The organism is Rhodococcus sp. T2V, assembly GCF_029269925.1.
GTDB classification, from domain to species: domain Bacteria; phylum Actinomycetota; class Actinomycetes; order Mycobacteriales; family Mycobacteriaceae; genus Rhodococcus_F; species Rhodococcus_F koreensis.
Genome location: NZ_JARJBD010000038.1, coordinates 21,619 through 42,563 on the forward strand (window position 1 = coordinate 21,619; position 20,945 = coordinate 42,563).

14 protein-coding genes and 1 pseudogene are annotated in these 20,945 nt (G+C 66.2%); 7 read left to right on the forward strand and 8 right to left on the reverse strand.

Going from position 1 to position 20,945, the window contains the following annotated elements; genetic code table 11:
• The first annotated feature begins 293 nt into the window (after positions 1-293).
• The 3 genes from P3H15_RS28165 (at position 294) to P3H15_RS55800 (ending at position 7,673) form a co-directional block, all read left to right on the forward strand.
• Positions 294-3,626 (forward strand): Rv1355c family protein, encoded by a 3,333-nt coding sequence (locus P3H15_RS28165; RefSeq protein WP_276140250.1) that lies wholly within the window; start codon positions 294-296, stop codon positions 3,624-3,626.
• On the forward strand, positions 3,619-7,113 hold the full coding sequence (locus P3H15_RS28170; protein ID WP_276140251.1) for an indolepyruvate ferredoxin oxidoreductase family protein: 3,495 nt from the start codon (positions 3,619-3,621) through the stop codon (positions 7,111-7,113). The genes P3H15_RS28165 and P3H15_RS28170 overlap by 8 nt, the downstream gene beginning before the upstream one ends.
• Positions 7,114-7,370: 257 nt before the next feature.
• Positions 7,371-7,673: a hypothetical protein gene (locus P3H15_RS55800; RefSeq protein WP_369426206.1), complete on the forward strand. Its 303-nt coding sequence runs from the start codon at positions 7,371-7,373 to the stop codon at positions 7,671-7,673.
• On the opposite strand, the pseudogene P3H15_RS28180 reads toward P3H15_RS55800, so the two are convergent.
• From P3H15_RS28180 to P3H15_RS55805, 4 genes and pseudogenes are all read right to left on the reverse strand, one after another.
• Positions 7,574-7,807, reverse strand: a pseudogene (locus tag P3H15_RS28180) (transposase); the annotation flags it as partial. The gene P3H15_RS55800 and the pseudogene P3H15_RS28180 overlap by 100 nt on opposite strands.
• A gap of 26 nt (positions 7,808-7,833) precedes the next feature.
• Positions 7,834-8,358 carry a hypothetical protein gene (locus tag P3H15_RS28185; RefSeq protein WP_276140252.1) on the reverse strand — a complete coding sequence of 175 codons (525 nt, stop codon included), beginning with the start codon at positions 8,356-8,358 and terminating at the stop codon, positions 7,834-7,836.
• On the reverse strand, positions 8,351-10,510 hold the full coding sequence (locus P3H15_RS28190; RefSeq protein ID WP_276140253.1) for a hypothetical protein: 2,160 nt from the start codon (positions 10,508-10,510) through the stop codon (positions 8,351-8,353). Before P3H15_RS28190 ends, P3H15_RS28185 begins: the two co-directional genes overlap by 8 nt.
• 172 nt (positions 10,511-10,682) lie before the next feature.
• Positions 10,683-11,069, reverse strand: a complete 387-nt coding sequence (locus P3H15_RS55805; protein ID WP_369426204.1) for a Tn3 family transposase — start codon at positions 11,067-11,069, stop codon at positions 10,683-10,685.
• A gap of 655 nt (positions 11,070-11,724) precedes the next feature.
• Between P3H15_RS55805 and P3H15_RS28195 the strand changes: the two genes are divergently transcribed.
• The 4 genes from P3H15_RS28195 (at position 11,725) to P3H15_RS28210 (ending at position 14,740) form a co-directional block, all read left to right on the forward strand.
• Complete coding sequence (locus P3H15_RS28195; RefSeq protein WP_276140254.1) at positions 11,725-12,039, forward strand: hypothetical protein; 315 nt, start codon at positions 11,725-11,727, stop codon at positions 12,037-12,039.
• A 184-nt stretch (positions 12,040-12,223) separates the two neighbouring features.
• A complete protein-coding gene (locus P3H15_RS28200; RefSeq protein WP_276140255.1) occupies positions 12,224-13,276 on the forward strand; it encodes a DUF2278 family protein in 1,053 nt (350 codons plus the stop codon).
• An 82-nt stretch (positions 13,277-13,358) separates the two neighbouring features.
• On the forward strand, positions 13,359-13,616 hold the full coding sequence (locus P3H15_RS28205; RefSeq protein ID WP_276140256.1) for a hypothetical protein: 258 nt from the start codon (positions 13,359-13,361) through the stop codon (positions 13,614-13,616).
• The gene (locus P3H15_RS28210; RefSeq protein WP_276140257.1) at positions 13,613-14,740 is read left to right on the forward strand and encodes a M14 family metallopeptidase; all 1,128 of its coding nucleotides are present in this window, start codon (positions 13,613-13,615) and stop codon (positions 14,738-14,740) included. Before P3H15_RS28205 ends, P3H15_RS28210 begins: the two co-directional genes overlap by 4 nt.
• Here the strand turns inward: P3H15_RS28210 and P3H15_RS28215 are convergent.
• From P3H15_RS28215 to P3H15_RS28230, 4 genes are all read right to left on the reverse strand, one after another.
• Positions 14,677-15,078 (reverse strand): hypothetical protein, encoded by a 402-nt coding sequence (locus P3H15_RS28215; protein WP_276140258.1) that lies wholly within the window; start codon positions 15,076-15,078, stop codon positions 14,677-14,679. The genes P3H15_RS28210 and P3H15_RS28215 overlap by 64 nt on opposite strands.
• Positions 15,079-15,469: 391 nt before the next feature.
• A complete protein-coding gene (locus P3H15_RS28220; protein ID WP_276140259.1) occupies positions 15,470-16,684 on the reverse strand; it encodes a DUF4157 domain-containing protein in 1,215 nt (404 codons plus the stop codon).
• A 105-nt stretch (positions 16,685-16,789) separates the two neighbouring features.
• Positions 16,790-20,395, reverse strand: coding sequence for a DUF4157 domain-containing protein (locus tag P3H15_RS28225; RefSeq protein WP_276140260.1), 3,606 nt, complete (start codon positions 20,393-20,395; stop codon positions 16,790-16,792).
• Between the two features lie 33 nt (positions 20,396-20,428).
• Positions 20,429-20,935, reverse strand: coding sequence for a hypothetical protein (locus tag P3H15_RS28230; protein ID WP_276140261.1), 507 nt, complete (start codon positions 20,933-20,935; stop codon positions 20,429-20,431).
• Positions 20,936-20,945: the final 10 nt, after the last annotated feature.

Below are 20,945 nucleotides of genomic sequence, written 5' to 3' on the forward strand. Positions count from 1 at the left end.
CCCCGCCTGCACCCATGATTACCGCCGATGTCATCTGTTCGGATGAGGTCTTTCCGATCTGACGGTGCTTTCTACTGGAGTAGACGAACCGACGAAGAGCTCGGCGGCGCCAATACGCAGGGCCCAGCCGAAACACCACACCAAATCGCACGCACTTCCGCCGGGCACCGATGGCGAGCGAGTCGGGGTGAATTCGAGTAGCGCGCTACTCTAACGCCCGGCCGAGGTTCTGGGGACGATTCGATGGCGAGCCAGGGCCCACCCCGGGTCCCGGCGTTTCCCGAGGAGCGGTCATGGGCGCGCCACCGCATGCAGATGATCTCGCTTCCCTTGTCGGGCGGCGCGCTTCGGCTACCTACGGGTACCGGCCATTGATCCTGCGGATGCGCTCCGATTCGGACCGACTGACACTGTCAACACTTCTCCGCGATCCGCAGATCGAAGTTTGCGACACGCTGCTCACGCAACTGGGCGAGCTGGTCAAGATCCGCCATCCGCGGCAGCGGTTCTCCGCCCAGTCCCTTGCCGCGGCCGCGCGCGCTCAGTTGGACGGCACCGCACCCGCGCTCCACGGGGTCTGGGTGTACTACCCGTGGGCGCGCAGGGTCGTGCACCTTCTGGACGAGCCCGATTTCGTCGCCGTCCGCACCAGCCGCAACCAGTACAAGATCACGCCGGCCGAGCAGCGGGTCCTAGCGGAGAAACGGATCGGGGTGATCGGGCTTTCGGTTGGACAGACGATCGCCGTCGCCCTGGCAATGGAACGCACGTGCGGCGAGATCAGGCTTGCCGACTTCGATACCCTCGAGCTCAGCAACCTCAATCGGGTACGCAGCAGCGTCGCAGCCCTCGGTCTCGCCAAGACCGTGGTGGCGGCCCGTGAGATCGCGGAGCTCGATCCGTTCCTGCGCGTCACCTGCTTTCCGGAAGGCATCACAGACGCCACGATCGATCCCTTCCTCACCGAGGGCGGCAGCCTCGACCTGCTGGTCGAGGTGTGCGACGGCCTCGACATCAAGGTGCTCGCGCGCCAGCGGGCCAAAGCGACCGGCATTCCCGTGCTCATGCACACCAGCGACCGGGGCATGCTCGACGTCGAGCGCTTCGACCGGGAACCGCAGCGTCCGCTGCTGCATGGGCTCATCGAGCACCTCGACGTCACCACGCTCGAGCACCTTTCCACCGAGGCGAAGGTGCCCTACATCCTCGCCATGCTGGGGATCGACACCGTTTCCCAGCGGCTGAAGGCTTCGATGCTGGAGGTCGAGCAGACCATCCCGACGTGGCCGCAGCTCGCGGACGCCGTGATGCTCGGCGGCGCGGCAGTCAGCGACGTCGCGAGGCGGATCTTGCTCGACGAGTTCCACGATTCTGGTCGCTTCTACATCGATCTGGAAGGGCTCATCGCCGACCAGAGCGTGACAGCGGCAGCCACGGTCACGCCGGAGCTGCCACAGCCACGGCCACCGTTGAGCACTCACGAGATGGTCGCGGCGGTCCGAGAACTCGCCCTGTCCGAGGTGCCGACGACCCACCGGCTCGATCGCAGCGAAGTCAGGCGCCTGGTCGAGGCCGCCACTCGGGCGCCCTCGGGCGGGAACGCGCAACCCTGGCAATGGCTGTACAACGATGGCCGCCTGTTTCTGTTCCGCGATCCGTCGCGCGGCTCCTTGCTCGATGTGGCGTCCACCGCCACGTACCTGGCACTGGGGGCAGCAGCAGAAAACCTCGTCCTGCAGTCGCACGCCTATGGGCTCCACGTCGCGCTACAGCCACTCATCGCCGGTGAACAGCAGCTTGTTGCGGCGTTCGCCTTCGCGCGCGAGGCACAGACTCTGCCGGGACGTGAGTCGCAGCAGTGCGACCACCTGGCCAGCGCGATCGGGCTGCGGACAACCAACCGGACCCTCGGTCCCCGCCGGTCGATCGACTCCGCCCAACTGCACCGGCTGCAGCAGATCACCCACACCGTGCCCGGCGCCCAGCTGACTTTCGTGACCTCAGATTCGGAGCTGGACGAGCTGGCGAGCATTGCCGCCGCCGTGGAGCGGCTGCGCCTGCTCAACCAAGCAGGCCACCATGAGTTTGCGCGCGAAATCCGCTGGACACCCACCGAGGCACGAGCCACCGGCGACGGCATTGACCTCGCGACGATCGACCTCACGGCAACCGAGCGGGCGGGACTGGTTGTCGCGCGCTCGTGGCCGGTCGTAGACGCGGTGAAACAGTGGGGCGGTGGCGGGGCGTTCGAGCAACTGACACGCAAGGCGATCGCCGCGGCCTCGTGCGTCGGACTGCTGACCATGCCGACGTGGAGCGGTCGCGCCTTCTTCGACGGCGGCCGAGCGATGCAGCGGTTCTGGCTCACGGCAACACAGCACCGGTTGGCCGTGCAACCCATGGCGTCGGCGACGGTTCTGTTCGCTCGTCTGCTGCACGGGGAAGGCGCGGGCCTGGATCGAGCCGCCATCGGGGAGCTGCAGGAACTCCGCACACGGTTTGAGGCACTGTTCCCGATCATCGCCGAGCAGCGTGGTGAGATCCTGCTGCTGCGCCTGGCGATCGCAGCCGAGCCGCGGGCGGTGGCCCACCGCCGCCCGGTGGAGCAGGTCCTGACGTTCACGGAGGACCACCCGCACGAGCATCGGCTCGGCGCCGGCCCGACCCGCCGGACCGCTGAGACGAACGGCAAATCAGTGGCCAGCAGCGACACCCACGCAGTAACCGCCGCCGTCGCGCTGCTCGATGAACCGCAGTCTCATCGCGAATTCGTGTCGGGGCGTTTTCAATTGCCCGGCCTGGCACGCCGGCTCCCCGTGCTGGCCTCTCTGGCACAGCGAACAGCCGCCCGACAGCCAGCCCTGCAAACCCTGCACGACGCGCTGATCACACCGATCCACACCGGCGAGCAGGCAGACGAGGCAGCCGATTGGGTCGACGTTGCGGCGGTGGCCGCCGACAGCAGGGCAGCGACGACGGCGGCCGCGATGCTCACCTGGGGGTATTGCTCGCACTACTACACGGGCGACGGCGCCCCCGACTTGCCGGCGGAGGCGGCCATCCCGGACGCGCGGTCGTACACGCTCACGGCCAATCTCCGCGTCGGCGAGGACACGGTGATGATCGGCACACTGCAGGCCGTCATCGGCACCACGGTGCCAGCGCTGTCGTTGTTCACGCCGGCACCCGGCGCGCAGCTCCCCCACCGAGCCGCCACCGGCAACGGCGCGGCGGTCGACTGCGTCGGCGAGCTACGCCGCTTCAGCGTCAACCCGATATTTGAGGTCGCCGTGCCCGCGCCCGACGACGCGCTGAGCGGCGTGCTGCGCAACTACCGCAGCAGGATCTACCGAGGGCTATATACCTGCTCGCTCGGACTGTTCCGCGCCTCCCGCGTGGCCTGCGTCTACGGCGTCGCCACACCGGAGATATACCGCTTCTTCACCAAGAGCGGCATGACCATGCGACGCTTGGACGACACAGTCCAGGTTGATTGCCCCGAGGTCCGCGCACTACAACAGCGCTTCGCGCGCTACTGGCGCCCGACAGCGCCCCCGCAGCAACAACCGGCGCTGTATCAGATCATGCTGCCGAACGATCACGGACGGTGCAGCAACCATGACTGAACTCAAAGACGCTGCACCGGTGGCGGTCACCATCGATCTCGCGGACCGCTACCGCGCTTCGTCGGGGCCGGTCCTGGTGACCGGGGTCCAGGCCCTTGCCCGGCTGCTCGTCGAACAGCACGAGCGCGACCGCCGCTCGGGTAAGAACATCGCCACGTTCGTCTCCGGGTACCAGGGCAGCCCCCTGGCCGGACTCGACCGGCTTATCTCGAGCATCCCGGAACTCGAGACAGAGCACGACGTACGCCTGATTCCCGGGATGAACGAGGAACTCGCGGCGACGTCGGTGTGGGGTAGTCAGCTCGAGCTGCCCCAGGGTTCGCGCACCCACGACGGGGTGATCGGGATCTGGTACGGCAAGGGCCCGGGCCTCGACCGGGCCAGCGACGCCATCCGCCACGCCGCGATGTACGGCGCCAACCCGGCCGGCGGCGTCCTCGCCTTGGTCGGCGACGACCCTGCCGCGAAATCGTCGACCATACCGGCCGCCAGCGAGAAGGCGCTTGCCGCCTTGTCGATGCCGATCTTCTTTCCCCGCAACGCCGAGGAGACGATCGCGTTCGGACTGTACGCGATCGAGCTCTCGCGCGCGTCGGGCTGCTGGCCCGCGATGAAATTCGTCGCCGACGTCGCCGACGGCATCTGGACTCTCGACCGTGATTTCGCAGACTTCGAGATCGTCGTGCCCACCATCGAATGGGAGGGCCGTCCCTGGAGTTACAAGCAGCGCATCAACGCGGTTCCCGCCGACAGCGTCCTCGCCGAGGCCGACCTCTACGGCCCCCGCTGGGCGATGGTGGAGGCGTTCAACGCCGCCAACGACATTGACCGCATCGAAGTCGCACCGGAGAAGGCGTGGCTGGGCATCGTCGCCGTCGGCAGCGCCTACGACTCGCTGCGCCAAGCCCTGACCGAACTCGGACTCGGCAAGGACGACCTGCTTCGGGAGGGCATCCGCATCCTGCGCGTGGGAATGCCGTTCCCGCTCGGCGCCAACCAAATCCGTCGGCTGGCCGACGGCGTGGACACGGTCCTCGTCGTCGAGGACAAGACGTCCTTCGTCGAGTACCAGGTCAGGGACATCCTGTACGGAACCGATCCCGCGCCATTGGTTCTGGGTAAACACGACGCGAAACGCAAGGCCCTGGTGCCCCCCGACGGGGAGCTGACCGCCGCCCGGCTGACGGGGCCACTGCGTGCGGTCTTGAAGGACCGGGTCGCCGTCACCGCGCCTCCTCCGCCGCCGCTGCAGCTCACGGTGTTGCCCACCAGCCGTACCGCCTACTTCTGCTCCGGCTGCCCTCACAACCGCTCGACCGCCGTACCCGAGGGCTCATTGGCCGGCGGAGGAATCGGTTGTCACACACTGGTGACGATGTCCTCGCGCACCGACTCCCAGGTCACCGGCCTGACCCAGATGGGCGGCGAAGGAGCCCAGTGGATCGGGCAGGCCCCGTACACCGATATCGACCACATCTTCCAGAACGTCGGTGACGGCACCTACTTCCACTCCGGGCAGCTCGCGGTGCAGGCCTGCGTCGCTGCCGGGGTGAACATCACCTACAAGATCCTCTACAACTCCGCCGTAGCGATGACCGGCGCCCAGGACGCCGAGGCCGCCCTGACCGTGCCGGAGCTGACCCACAAGCTCGCCTCCGAGGGCGTCGCCAAGATCATCGTCTGCGCCGAGGACCCCAACCGCCACAAGGGAGCCTCCTTCGCCGCCAACGCTCTGCTCTGGGATCGTGACCGCCTCGACGAGGCGCAGCGTGCGTTGCGCGAAACCATGGGTGTCACCGTGCTGATCTTCGACCAGCAGTGCGCGGCGGAGGCACGGCGCAAGCGCAAGCGTGGAAAGCTGCCGGTGCGCCGTACCCGGGTCGTGATCAACGAGGCGGTCTGTGAGGGCTGCGGGGACTGCGGTGTGAAGAGCAACTGCCTATCCGTTCAGCCAGTGGACACCGAGTTCGGCCGCAAGACCCGCATCGACCAAACCAGCTGCAACACCGACTACACGTGCCTGGACGGGGAATGTCCGTCCTTCGTCACCGTGGAGCTTCCCGAGAAATCGGCGTCCGCGGGACGGAAGAATCCCCCGACCCCACCGACGGTCGCGGAGCCGGACTTCCCGACGCTCGAGGAGACCTACAACGTCTTCCTCGCCGGCGTCGGCGGCACCGGCATCGTCACCGTCAACCAGGTCCTCGGTATGGCCGCATTGCGTGCCGGCCTGCACGCCGAGGGGCTCGACCAGACCGGACTGAGCCAGAAGGCCGGACCGGTCACGTCCCACATGCGGATCAGTGCGCAGCCGGTCGAGTCGTCGAATCGGATCAGCCCCTCCTCCGCGGACTGCATCCTCGCGTTCGACCTGCTCACCGCCGCAGACTCGAAGAACGTCGGCTACGGGGACCCGAACCGCACCCTCACTGTCGCCTCCACCAGCAAGACGGCGACCGGAGCGATGGTCTACGACGGATCGGTGTCCTACCCTGCCGATGACGAACTGCTCACCCGGGTCGACACCCGCTGCCGCGCGTTGGTGTCCTTCGATGCGCTGGCCGCTGCGGAGACCTTGTTCGGTAACACGGCCGCGGCGAATCTGCTCATCGTCGGCGCCGCCTACCAGGCCGGTGCTCTGCCGATCCCGGCCGAGTCGATCGAGGACGCGATCTCCATCAACGGTGTCGCGGTGCGCGCGAACCAGACCGCGTTCCGGTGGGGCCGGGTCGCGGTGGCCGATCCAGAAGTCTTCCGGGCTGCCACCACGGCAGCGGCGGTTCCGCAGCGCAGTGGCACAGTCGTTCCGACGCACCTACTGAGCGGTTCCCCGGTGACCGGTCGGACCCGCGAACTCCTCGAACGGCGCGCCGGCGCGCTGGTTGCGTTCCAAGGCGATCGCATCGCTTCGCAGTACATCGACTTCGTCGAGCGGGTGTGGATCGCCGAGCAGGCCATCACCGACCGCACCGAGCTGTCGTCGGCCGTCGCAGAGGGTTTGCACAAGTTGACCGCGTACAAGGATGAGTACGAAGTCGCGCGTATGCTCACCGACCCGGCCTTTGTCGAGGCGGTCAACGCCGAGGTGCCCGGCGGTGCGAATCTGACCTACAAGCTGCACCCGCCGACCCTCAAGGCACTGGGGCGGAAGAAGAAGATCGGGCTCGGACCCAGTTCGCACTTCTCCCTCAAGGTCCTCGCGAAGGGGAAGTTCCTGCGTGGCACCGCTTTCGACCCCTTCGGATACGCGCACGTGCGCAGGGTGGAACGCAAGCTCCTGGCCCATTACGAAGGGGTGATCAGCGAGCTGGTGGCCGGGCTGCGCACCGGTTCCTACGACACCGCCGTCGCAGTAGCGTCGGCACCCGAGATGGTGCGCGGCTACGAAGAGGTGAAGATGCGCAATGTGCACCTCTACCTGGACCGCCTCCGCGAACTCGGCATCGACACCGCGGATCTGGACAACCAGGTCGGCCCACGGCCCTGATTCATACGGGCGGGCGGTGGATGCGCTCCGGCCATGGAGTGCACCATCGGCCGCCCTTGCGCTGGGGCCGGGCACCACCCGCGCGCCACGGTCCGCCCACGAAACCACCCCACCCTAGGTAGAAAACCATGTCATCGACCAGCACCATTACCGACAATGACATCGGTGTCTTCGACCGCGACGTATTCGCCGACTTCCCCCACGAACAGGTCGTCTTCTGTCACGACCCCGACAGTCGACTTCGAGCGATCATCGCTATTCACTCCACGGCACTCGGACCCGCGGTCGGGGGAACCCGTTTCTATCCCTACCCCCAACGAGCATGCTGCTCTGGCCGATGTCCTGCGCCTGCCCAAAGGAATGACCTACAAGGCAGCAGTCGCCAGCTCGACCACGGCGGCGGGTCAAGTCCTTGGGGGTGGTGTACGAGGGCTGTCACGTGGACTCCTCGGTTGGTGAGTCAAGCAGTCAAGGCCGGTGTCACCTCCCCGGTGGATTCAGTGCTGCTCTCGGTGGGCTTGTCGTTGCGGGAGCGGGCCAGAACATCCAGGCCGAGATAGCGGCGCCCTTCGATCCACTCGTCGTGCTGCTCGGCCAAGACCGCCCCGACGAGCCGGATCAACGCGGTGCGATCGGGGAAGATCCCGACCACATCGGTCCGTCTGCGGATTTCTTTGTTGAGGCGTTCCTCCGGTGTGCAGCGGTCATGCCGTGAACCGTTCACCGAACGAACATCTGGAGCGGTTCCGCCCGGAGCGTCACGCGCGGCACATCCGCAATCAGGTCCAACACGACGTCTCGTTCGGCGTCCTGATTGAAGCGCCCGAGCCAGTCCTCGGTGCGCAAACTCTCCGTCGAGAACTCGAGCGTGCATACGTAGATTCCGCTCTCGGTCGGCACGAAGTTGGTGAACGTCGTCAGTGGCAGAAACGCCGCTGCACCATGTCCGGCGCTCGGGTCGAACGCCCCACCGGGATCGAGGCGGACAAAGTCCACGGCCCGCAGGGGGCCGACGAGTGGGTCCTCGGACACCTCAGGCGCGGCCACGACCGCTCCGTCGTGGACGATCTGTGGTCGGTAGTGCGGGTAGCGCAGACACGACTCCGAGCCGTCGAGTACCCCGACCAGCAGGCACCGACGGGGGCCGCAGTTGCGCAGTTGGATGGACACGCTCAGCGGGTGGCCCCGTTGGGTGGGGCCACCCGCGCGCAGGTGGAGCGAAAGGCCCCCCTCCGGTTCAGGCACCGGTCTCCTCGCCGACGATTTCGCTCTTCGCCGTCTTCGCCTCCGCTGTGATCGTCTCGAGCACCTCGTTCTTGAGATCCTTACTGCGGAAGATGTCGACCATCCGGTCGAGCACCTTTTCGACCTTCGCGGTGTGCCCGGCGCGGGCCTCGGCTCTGGCCTGGCAGTGCATTGCCATGTTGAGCGTGATGTTGTCGACGCCGGCGTCGGCGGTGGAGGCCTGCTCGACCTGTTTGAGCATGGAGATTGCCGTCGTGGTGTCGGCGTCGCGGACCGTGATCGTCTTCTGCGGTGTCAGGAGCTTGAAGTCACGGGCCGCGTTCACGCCCTTCACGAGCCGAGCGTAAACGGTGAGCGGATGCTCGGCGTGCTCGTCGAGCAAGGTGCCGAGGGCGTCGTTCCCGCTCTGCAGCACGGCCGAATCCGAGCCGAGCAGTGCCAGTAGTTGACCTTGCTCGTCGCCGAGCAGCAGCTCGCCGACCAGTTCGTCCTCGCGGTTCATCGGGCGCCGCACGCGCAGTTCGGTGACCGGCGAGACGACCCGCGAGCCGTCCGCCGCCAGGTATTGCGCACGTAGCTGGTAGAGGCCCGGCTGCTCGAACATGTGTCCGTCGCGTCCGAAGCCGATGTAAGCGCTCTCGTAGATCGCCGGGCGACTGCCGTCGAGGCGGATGACCCGGGACTCATCCGCGCAGCGCCGCATCATCGGGCGGAACACGACGGTTCGGCCGGTCGGTTGACGGATCGCGATGCTCACGAAATCGTCGTTGGGGTGCAGATATCCGTGCGTCTCACGCCCGCGCAGATCGTTCGTCGACAGCTTGATCTCCGCGACGACCGGCTCCCCATACTCGAATGCGCCCTTCGACCGCAGTTCCAGGGCCAGCCCCGAGTTGTCGACGAGCGGTTCGTCGAACATGTCCGGGTCGATCTCGGCGGCACCCTTGCCGAACGAGTTGGCCCCCATCACGACGTTCTTGTAGAAGCCGTGACGCAGGTGGACGAGTTCGTTGTCGGTGAATTGGAACGGGAACGCCGCCCAGTACGCCGCCGCGCCGGCCTGGCCGGTACCGGAGTTGTAGTTCTGGACGTAGTTCATCCAGGATAGATCGCCGAATCCGTTGTTCGGCCCCAGAGGCGCCGGCGGGTCGGCGAGGTTCTTCTGCCACGAGTGGAGCAGATTGAACGCATGCCCGAGCTCGTGGACGTATGTGCGCAACGCCGCTCGCTGGCTATCCGCGTCGGTCCCCTTGATGGCGTCGTACAGGACGGCACAGCCCTGCCGCTGGAACGAGTCCGAGTAGTCGAACATGATTCCGCGGTAGCCGCCGACGTGGGTGGTCGCCACAAGCAGCCAGACCCGCCATTGCGGTCTGTCGGCATGCAGGCTGAAATGGTTGACCATCGCGGCGTGGAGTTCGGCGTCGGTCCACTTCGCGTCGCTGCCGGCACTCCCGACCGGAACGACGTTCGGTGCGCCCGCTACCTGTAGGTCGATCCCGGTCTCTTGATATGCCTTCGACACCGTCAGGACACGCGCTGGGCTACCAGCGGGACCGCTCAGTGAACCCGTGTCGTAGGAGATGAACGGGACTGTGCCGGCGACCGAATCCTGCTCCCACTGGACGGTGCGAAGGTAGCGGGAGGCGAACGGGCACACGTAGCTGGCGCCCGCGACGCCCGCCGCGTTCAAAAAGGTCAGCGTTGCCGGTTTGCGCTGCTGAAGGATCGTCACCCGCGGAATCGTCACGCGCACGAACGGGTTCGCCGCCGACCAGGTGAAGGCGCCCCGGCCTTCGACCTTGACCTCGTCGGCGGTGGTGGTGACGGTGACCGCGTTGACCACAAACGAACCGAAGTAGCTCACGGTCGCACCGGAGCGGGTGAAGAAGTCGCCGCTGACCCGCTTCGTTGGACGGACGCCGTCGACATCGACCCGCAACTCCAGATCGAACCCGGATACGGTGGCTCGATACGCCGCTTGAACAGCCAACTTGGGAAGCGCGATCGGTGGCACAGCTCCCGGACTTTCGGCGTGCGTCTCCGGCCCCGAGGCCTCCGGCGCGTGCCCGTTCGTCGAGAGCGGCCCGGTCGCCTCCTCTACGAAGTCCGCGAATTCCGATTCTGCTGTCGGATCCGATACGACGTTCATGGCTTTCCTTGCCTTTCTTGTCGGATATTCGGTTGTCGGTCGTGAAACCTCTAGTCACCGGGAACGCGCGTATGGCTTTCATTCCTTTGGACACGTTTCATGGCCGAGGGAGATCGGCCACCCGATGGCCGCGACGGCTGAACCACTGATGCGAAAATCGTGGTGGGGCCGATCATCTGACCGAATCGCTCACATCGACAAGTCTCGGCTTCGCCGCCCGCCACAACATGAGTAGTGAACCACTCGAATTTCGTACCAACTGTGGGTCGAGCCCATGTATCGGTGGCCCCGAGCAAGTGGGCTCAAGCCCAGGGACGTCGAGGCACTGCCCCCGCAACTGCACCCCATTGATATGCCGCAGCGGGCCGAGGTGCACGATGTCCTCCTCGGCCACCGGATATCCGTCGTGCCGCAACGCGGTGGGCGCGGCGTCGAGGTACCTGGCGTTCCAGGAGGTGACGCACTCGGGGACCAGGCCCAGCGCGCCGCGTCGGCCGTCTATGCCCTCATGGGATGTCGCATATCGCCGATCGTGGGTGGGGACGATCAGCCATGCCAAGTGCCCGGTGACCCGGGGCCCTCAATCACCCGGATCGATCGAACCCATTGAAGGGCCCAGTTCCCTTGAACGCGAACGGGAGTACACACCGATGCATGTCCGCTGGTCGTGTCGGCAACTTGCCGTGGGTGGCTCAGGGCCGATGGCAAATTGCATACGCCGACCCGCGACGACGTTCTACCCGGCACCCGGGACATGTTCGAGGGAACTGGGCCTACACGACGACGCGATAGACCCCGTACGGGTCGTCCCGCTGGCCGGGACATGCCGGTGGACCTCGAATATCGATGATGTCGACTGTGGCCGTGAGCTTCTCAAGCCTGCCGGTCGCGGTACGCGCTCCTGCTCTGCATCAAAGGTGCCCGGCGGAGGCGTCCTAGAAGCCCGCTCGGATACTTCCACCGTGGGCGAGCCATCCACACGAGGCAGGTAGTGCACTACTCGTGACACCCGGGGACGGTGGGGACCATGCTGGTGTGTGTCGGTGACCGAGCCCGGCGCACCACATCCCGGCGCGCGCCCGATGCCGGGACATGTCATGAGGGAGGGCTGATGGTAACGGTAGCGACCGGGAATCTGGAGAACCTGCACCTTCCCGGGGAACCGGTTCACACCCCGGGACGAGGACGGACGCGCCCGCCTCGGGGCGTACGCGTTGTATCGGCGGGCCGCCGAGGCCGCGACGCTGCGGATCGCCGCGACCGTGCTGCGCACCCCGGCCGCACCGCCGGCAGTGGCGTCGGTGATCGTGCTCGGCGATTGCAGCGACACCCCGCAGGCCGCGACCACCCCGATGCTGTACGGGCCACCCGGATCACAGTACGACACACCCGGGTTCGACCACTCCGAGGACGTCGCGGGCCTCGCGCAGTATCCCGACCGGGGCAATACCACCCGGCTGTGGACCATCGCCCGGAAGATCCCGGCCGAGGAACGGTACTCGCGCCTCTTCGAGGGCAACGCGAACTGATCGACCACGTCCTGATCAGCCACCGCCTGCTCGATCACCTCGCCGGACACCGGCACCGCCGGCGACACCGCCCTGGCGAGCATCTCCACCGATCCCACCCGCCGGCGGGAGGCGCCCGCGATCGCCCGGTTCACACCGTGACCGGCATCCGCCACCGCACACCCGCCGTTTCCAGGAGGTCGACATGCCGTTGACGAAGTACGGGGTCCTCAAGGGCCGCCCGATCAACCGGGTGCTGGGTTCCGGCGCGAATCCGCACTACCAGGTCCACGTGATCGACGAGACCACCGACTATCGCATCGCGGTCAACGTGGCCTCGGCGCTGGAGCCCTCGGAGGTCGAGTACCTCATCGAGTCCCATTTTCAGCATCCGTTCCTGCCGCAGTGCGCGGCCCTCGACGAGGGTTGGCACCGGCTCGCCTCGGCACCGGGCGGGCCGGCGCTGGATTTCATCCGCTCGAATCTGTTCGATCCCCGGAAGATGGTGCCGCTGCCGTTCAACGTGCCCGGCCCGGACAACGACCTGAACGAGAAGATCGACCACTACGTCCAGCGGGCGATGGCCGACGAGGACGCGATGCTCTACGCCTTCGGCGAACGGTGGGGACCCGAAGACCGAAAGAAGGACAAGATCTTCGGGTTCCTGCCCGGCAACGGGGTGCACGACATCCACATGAACCAGGCCAACGTCGGCCGCTTCACCACCGATGACGGCGTCTACCAGGACGGTGCGCTGCTGCTGCACTTCCCCGGCCAGGACCAGTGGGTGGGGGTGTTCCTGAAATTCCAGTCGCAGACCTGGCACACCGACGACGAGACCGGGCACCAGATCCGGCCGGCCGTCAGCGGGCCACCCTCGGACCGCGGCATCATCGCTCGCCCGTTCACCCCGGGCACCCCACCGACACCCGAGGCGCCGGATGGGGCGGTGCGGATCGTCGCGGCGCTGGCGAACCCGGTGCTCTCCCCCGAGGTGGAGACCGTGACGCTGCTCAACACCACCAGCGCGGCGATCGACCTGGACGGCTGGCGACTGCTGGACCGTGACAAGCATCCGATGGCCCTGTCGGGGACGATCGAGGCGGGAGACACGCTCCGGTGCACCCTCACCGTGCCGGTGGTGCTGCCCAACACGGGCGGCCAGATCACCGTGCTCAACCCGGACGGGCTGCGAGTGGACGGCGTCACCTACACCAAAGTCCAGGCCTCCCAGCCGGGATTCTCGATCACGTTCTGACGTCCACGGCATCAGCCCGGGTTGTGCGGCGGTCTCCCGGACCACCCGCGAAGCCGGGACACCGAAAGGAGGGCCCGTCGCCATGGTCGATACCCCCTCGCGCTGGGTGGCCCGCCTCGTCCCCTCCCCCGGGACGGACGTGGAGACCCTGCTCGCGGTGGGCCTCGGCCTGGACGTGTGGGAGCGCCACGGAAACGAACTGGTGGTCGCCGCCACTGACGCACAGCTCGCCGAGGTGCAGCGCCGCCGGCTGGCCACCGTGGAGCGGATCAGCACGGTCGAAGCGTTCGAGAAACGTCCCCCCGCTGCGGGGACATCGGATCATGAGGAGCAACAATGAACCTGATAGTGAACGTCACGTCGGAGCGGCCACAAGCCGCCATGAACAAGCTCGCGGAGATGCCCCTCGGCCTGGACATCTGGGAACTGACGGCGGAACATGCGGTGGTGCGGGCCGCCGAGGCGCAGCTGGAACGTCTCGAGAAGATGGGCTACACGATCGAACAATTACAGGAAACAGAAGCCTTCCTGTCCGACTTCGCCACCGAAGAGGCCGCCTCCGGATATCACTCCGCGGCCACCCTCGAGCACGACATGCGCGCTCTCGCGCAACGCTTTCCAGAGATCGCCGCACTGGAGGAGATCGGGCGCAGCGTGGAGAAGCGCCCCATCTGGGCGCTGCGCCTCGGCGAGCGGAAGGGCAGCACCACCAAGATAGCGTTCATGGGATGCCATCACGCCCGTGAATGGCTCGCGGTCGAGGTCCCCTACCTGCTGGCCGAGCATCTACTGACGAACTCGACCACCGATCCCGTGTCGACCTGGCTGTCCACCAGCGAGATCTGGGTCGCGCCCATGGTCAACCCCGACGGACACGAACACAGCAGGACCACCGAGCGGCTGTGGCGCAAGAACCGCCGCACGAACTTCGACGGCACCATCGGGGTGGACCCGAACCGCAACTACGGCTACATGTGGGGCACCCTCGACATCGACACCTCCTCGCACACCCCCGCCGACGAGACCTACGTGGGGCCGCGCGCCTTCTCCGAGCCCGAGACCCGCGCGGTCCGGGACCTGATCGGACGGGAACTGTTCGCGGGGGTGATCACCTACCACAGCTACTCCCAGCTGATCCTGTACCCGTGGGGCTACACCCGGAAACCGATCCAGAACGCGGCGGACCGGAACGCAATGGCCACCCTCGCCACCAAGATGAGCACCCTGATCAAGGCCGTGCACGGGAAGGAGTACGTGGCCGAGCAGTCGTCCCAGCTGTACCCGACCGCGGGCGACACAACGGACTGGACCTACGGCGTGTACGGGATCCCCTCCTTCACCATCGAGCTGCGGCCGCGCACCGCGATGGAGGGCGGTTTCATCCTTCCCGCCAGTCAAATTCAGCCCACCTTCGAAGAGAACACGCCGACGGCTCGGGCGTTCATCGCCGCGGTGCTCGATTGATCGGAACCGACCTTCCGACGATCCATTTCTGTGGAAGAGATCGCGGGTCCGGGGCGCGCCGGGACGGGGGACTGTTTGATATCGAGAAGAGTGGATTGGTGCCTACCATGTGAAGAATCAGGAGAAAACTGCGCGGCGGTGTGGGTGAAACGGGCCAACGAGGTCAGGGCGGCCGGCGTGTAGCCGAACCGGGCGGCAGCCTGTGCGGCCGAGGCACCTTCGAACAGGTAGGCGCGCAGCGCCTCGTAACGGCGGTGGTTCACCTCGGTCGGGGCAGCGAAGAACTCACCACCGGGCCGAGCGGCCCCAGCTGGGGTCGATTCCGCTGCCTGTTCCACCCTTGTACTAGAACTGTCTGGTCGGGGCGGGTCAAGGCGACCCGCCCAGCGAAGCGGAAACTACTCACAGGGTTGTGATTTGTTCGGACGCACCGCGGCTCTCGCTGCCGTCGGTTGCACAACGTGATACGGATACAGGCTGTGACAGGCAGCGAAACTTACCCCATCCGGTGCTGGAAGTAATTACCTCAGAAGCCGAAGCCGCAGAGAGACAAAGCCAATCGGGCACTACCCGATCCCAGCCAACGCCAGCCTGATCGCCCATGACGACCTTGCGGGAATCCGCGCTAATGGCTCAAACCGGTCACGGGCGCCGAAGTCCGTAGTGGCCGGCGTCCGCTGGGATCAAACCGGGCCAGTTCGTTAGTGGCAGTCAACGTGGCTTTTCTCGCTACTTGGCCGTTCGCTCCGGCTTCTTCGGCGGGGCGGTCTTGCCCGCGCCCTTACCCTTGATCTCCACTGGCTTGTCTGGAGTCTGGCCGCTGAGGCAATGGACATAATTGGCCCACGAATCGGCAGACTCGAACGAGCCTTTCGACGTGCAATCGAACGTGACGAAGTACTCCTCGCCGACGTCAGCGGACCCGACGCCTTGCAGGTGCGCCATTTCGTGGATCATCGTTCGGGAGCGCCCCTCGGCGCCGGTGGGATCCGTGAAGAACGCCGGGCAGAGCACGATCGGTGGTCGGTGGTTGCTGACATACCCTGCTCGCGAACCGCACTGGGGGTCGCCGAAACCTGCAACCTTGACATCCACTCCGATGAGTCCGCCGCCCATTCCACTGAGCACTTCACCGATCTGTTCCATGTTCGGGAGGTCCCAGTCGAATTTGATCTGCGCCAATTGGCGCGCGTCCTGAAACGCCGCATCGCCGTGCAAACCGGTGGCTTTGAACTTGGCCACCTGGGTTCGGACGGCAGCGACGCGCCTCGCCACGTCGATCACCTTCCTCTGTGCGGCGGTTGGTTTAACGGGTGGAACCACCTTGGGCTGCTTGAGTTCCTTCTTGTCGTCTTTGCCCTGCCGCTGTGCGTCGCCGGGCGAGGCCGCTCCGAGTGCCGGCACAGACCCACCAACGAGCACCTTCTCGGCCGCATGATCGGCCTCGTCCTCGAAGTGGTGGCTCTCGGGAGCCGCCCGATCGGGTGAAAAGTGCTGAGCGCCCGTGTCGGCGCTGCGCTGCTGAATGGTGTGGGCCAATTCATGGGCGAGCAACCTCTTACCCGACAACGTGTCCGGCCGATACTCGCCGCTGTCGAAATAGATGCACTGACCAACAGTGAACGCGCGGGCGTTCACTGCGCGCGCCGACTCGGCGGCCTTCGTATCCGTGTGCACGCGCACCCGACTGAAGTCGTGCCCGAAGGACGGCTCCATATATGCGCGCGTGGCGCCGTCCAGCGGATGGCCCGCTGAATGCGCCACGTCGCGGTTGACAGTACGGGTGGCGTAACTGCTGCCGTAGTTTTGCCGTGGCTTCCGAAACAGCTGTTTGTCACGGCAGTCCTCGCACTCCCCATGGCAGGCGCACTTGCGCTGCAGCAATCTGTGCGAAACCGGAGCGAAGGAACCGGTCGGTAGCACCTGGCGCTGTGGCGTGCTCATCTCAAGCCTCGACCCAATAGTAGGCAACGCGGATACCTCATTATTGACCATCATTGGCCAAACAGTGACAAGGATCTTTGCGCAGCGTCGCTCGCCCCCCGAGCCTTACCCCTGCTTTCGTTTGGTGCCCTCCGGCCCGACCATAGGCTGTGGGCCCACGTCGAACGGGCCGATCCGGAATGGCGGACCGGTGTCCCGAGGCCCCCTGCCGAAGTCCTTGTCGGGCTGCTTGGGTTCCGGCTTCTTCTGCGGCGGCGCTTCATCGGACTCCGCCCCGAGCGAGGGCGCGTCTGAGCCGGGCGGCGCGCTTCCGGCCAGGCCACCGGCCGCCGCATCGACGGCGGCCTTGAGCTGTGCCACATCCACCTTCCCGTTGGCACCTCGCGCCGCTGCGACCTTCTCAGCGGCACTCACCTCGCCGAGGTTTGCCTTCGCCAGGCTTTCCACCAGCTCGCGCAGCTGATCGCTGCTCGCTGCCGTCCCGCTGGGATCGGTCAGTTCGGGGCCTGCTTGTTTGGGCACACCCCGCAGGTCCGGCTGCTGGGCCTCGATATCGCGCTTGAGTTGTTGGCGTTCGACGTGTTTCTCCATCCGGCGGGCGAACTGGTCTACGTTGACGTTGCCGTCACTGTCGCGCGAGTCTTCCAGCACAGCAACCAGCTGTGATGCGGACGCCTTGGCGAGATCGAGGCGTCCCAACGTGTCCTTTACGTAGCCCGGATCCGTCCGGTGCCCGGGATCAGCGGAAAACCCTCCCGACGGGACGACACGAGGGCTGGCCTTCACCTTGCCTTGGGCCCAGTCCGAGAGCTTCTGGAAGTCGATCTTCCCGTCGGCCCGGCGGGCACCGGCCACGGCATCCTGAATGTTGCCCGCGGACGGCAGCAGATCGCGTGTCGCCTCCATCAACCGCTTGATTTCCTGGCGGGTCGCCGGCTTGCCGTCCTTCTTGATGAACTTGCCCTCGGCGGCGTCGAGGAGCGCGCCCTCGTGTGCCTTCTCCCATTCCTCACGCTTGCGAAGAAGCGCCGGATCGGTGATCTTCAATCCCGGCGTGATGGCTTGGTCGAGCAACTTCTTCATGTCGATCGGCGTGATGTGACAGGCCGTCACATCCTCGCCGTACTTGCCGAGTCCGATCGCCTCCATGCTTGTCGACACGATGCGCGAGAACGGCTCATCGAGGATGTCGGACAACAGATCTCGCACGAGAGGCCGGACCACCTTATCCTGGAACAGATCTGACGTCATGGCGAGGTCGACGATCGCTTGGGGCGCCAGCTGCGCCACCAGGCCCCACAGGCACCCCAAGCCGGGTGGAGTCGCGCACGAAATCGCCTCGACGATGCCCCGGATGACCAACTCGTAGACCTTGATCTCGTCGACCAGCCGTTGGACGTTCATGACCCCGTCGACGATGGCCTCGTACTTCGTGAACGAAGCCTGGACGTCGGTGATGAGCTGCCCGGCCGCCTGCTCGTCGGTACCGAGCCAATCGAAGAAGGCCTTCTTCGCGGTTTCGAACGGCTTCTCCAACTCGTCGGTCAAGTCGCGGGTGAAGCCCTGCACGAAGTTGTCGATCATCCCGATGATGCAGGACTGGAACTTGCCGAACAGCAGGGACACGGCCTCCTGCACGGTGGTCCGGAGCGCGGCGCATATCACATCGAGAATGGTCTGCGCCCAGGTCATGCCACCGATGAGCGTCTTCGCCTGCTTGAGCTTTCCGACTAGGGCGGTGAATTTCTGTTTCAGCCATTCGAAGAACGGTCCGATCTTCTCGAACACCGGCGCGAGTGCGTAGCGTATGTCGCCGAGGATCTTTCCGGTCCGGCCGCTGAAGAGCTCGACCTGCCGGAACTTGTGGGCCCGGTCGTCGCCCTGCGCATCCAGGCTGACGGGCAGTTTGAGGAATCGATCGGCCGCGGCCTTCTCCCGGACGGCTTTGGCCGCGTCGGTTTTGAGGTACGGCTTGGCCTTCGTGTCATCCCATTTCAACCGGTCCGCCTCCCAGGCCGTGTGGACCGCCTTCCAGTCGGTCTTTCGCGCCACGCGGCGGGTGCGACGGCGTCCGCGGGCCCCGCGCTGCCGGGTCGACTTAAACTTGTACTGCTTATTCCCGGTAAGCTTGTACTGCTTATCCCCGAGGCGGTTCTTCACACCCTCGAGCACGGCGAAGACGTCATCGAGAGCCTTGGTGTAGTCGGAGGCGGCGTACGGATGCGGGAGGTCTACGTAGTGCAGAACGGGCGAGCTCTGCTGCGGATAGACCCAGTACCGCCGCGGGCCGAAGACGAGATTCGGCTTGGCCGGCGACGGGTTCGCGGCGTCGCTGGCGAAGTTGTTGTAGTCGATGGCCGGCGGCAGGAAGTTCGGAACCTTCGTCAGAAATGCCGCCGTCGGAATAGTCTGGCTCTTGCCGTCCGCCCGGGCCTGCTTGGCGAACTCCGGAAATCCCTCAAGGTAATTGTTCGACTGGACCAAGCTTTCCGCGACGTACTCCGCCCCGCCCTTGAAGAAACCCACCGGCTTGATCTCGGCCACCTCGAACGATGTCGGAAAGTCGCCGGTGAAGTTCTGGTTCTTGTCTACGGTCGGTTCATGCCCGGGCTTCCCGCCGAAGGTGCGCGGATGCTTGCGTCCACCCAGGACGACGGGCACATATTTCAGTGAGCCGTCGTCCTGTGTTTCCCCGCGGACCCAGGGGACCTTGGCCCCGGCCGAGGATCGGTAGAGGTCCGGGTGGCCGAGGCGGGACAGCTCCTTGCCATTTTTGTTGGCCCCCGGGAGCACGCCCTCGGCGATCAGATGGGTGCCTTTGTGCTTCTCGATCAGTATTTCTTCGATCTTGTCGTGGACGCCCGGACCGCTGAAGAACGGTGCGCGCGCGATGGTGTCGGAGCCGGGCTGTCGACCCGAGTTCTGCACCACATGAGCCACTTCGTGAAGAAGTAGGTGCAGACCCGATCGCGTGTTCGGGGCATGCGCGCCCGAGGCGAAGAAGATGTCACTGCGGTTGGCGAATGCGCGAGCCTCGAAATGCTTCGCGAGTGCGGCCGACCTGGCATCGGTATGGATCCGCACTCGGCTGAGGTCGATCCCGATCAACGGCTCGATCCGCTCGCGGACGGCTGCGCCGAGGGGAGCGCCTACGCTCTCGGGCAGCGGCGGTGGCTCGGACGGGAGGGCGCCGGTGGACTGTTTGCCACTGTCGGCGTCCCGCTCGGCCTTGTCGGCCTCCTCCACCTCCTCCTCGGTCTCCGGCTCGGTTGGCGGCGTGGTGGGCAGGGTCGCCGGGATCGGTGCGGTCGACGCGACCCGCGAGGTGGCGGGGGCTACCGGGGTGGCAGGTGCGAGCAGTTCGACGGCGGCGTCGGCAAAGCGATCGGCCTCGACTTCGCTCGGATCGTTCGGTTCGGTGACCTCGAACGGACCGTTGGGAGCCACGACCGGCGTCGGCGACTCGACGGCGGGCGTTCTCGCGATGCGTTCGAGCCCGGCCACCCGCAGGTCCGCAAAACGGAAGCTGGCCCCGGGCTCGATATCCGAGGGGCTCGCCCCCGTTTCCTCTGCGGCCACGGCCGGTTCGAGTCCGCCCTCATGGGGCCGCGCGGGCACCCGTGGCCGCTGCGCCCACGCGCCGCTGGACAGCACACTGAGGGCAGCGTTCGGCCCCGGATGCAGCGCCACATTTCCATGCAGACGCGTCATCGGCGAACCTCCACCCGGAGCTTCACCGCGTGGTCACAGACTCGCGAGAGTATCGACGAGTTTGCGCACCGCCTCCTGCACGTCCTGGTCCAGCGCGGCTGCCGCTCGTGAGCGGGCCTCGATCGAGGCCTCGATCCGTGGCACGAGGGGTCCGAGGTCGTCCTGGCGCGTGCGCAGCACACTTCGAAATTGCTCGCTCTCCAGCAGCGTGGCCTCCTGCTTAAGCTGGTCCTGGTACTGCTCGTGACGCTGCGCGAGGTGGGCACCGTAATCCTTTATTGCGCGGGCGAATTGGCCGCCGATCTTCTCGACGGGGTCGTGCATCCCCGATGTGCCTGCTGCGGGCGTGAATGCCACGCCCGCGACCGCGGGCACCGCAAGGACGGTCCCGACTTCGAGTCGGTCCCGCCGGTTGAGGCCCGGGTTGGCCTTGAGCAGCGCGGTGGCGACACGCTCGCGGTCGTCGGGCGCGAGCCCCGGGGCGATACTTTCGACCAGGGCGTCGACCGAGGTCGCTTCGTGCAGAACGGTGATTTTCATGCCGAATCCT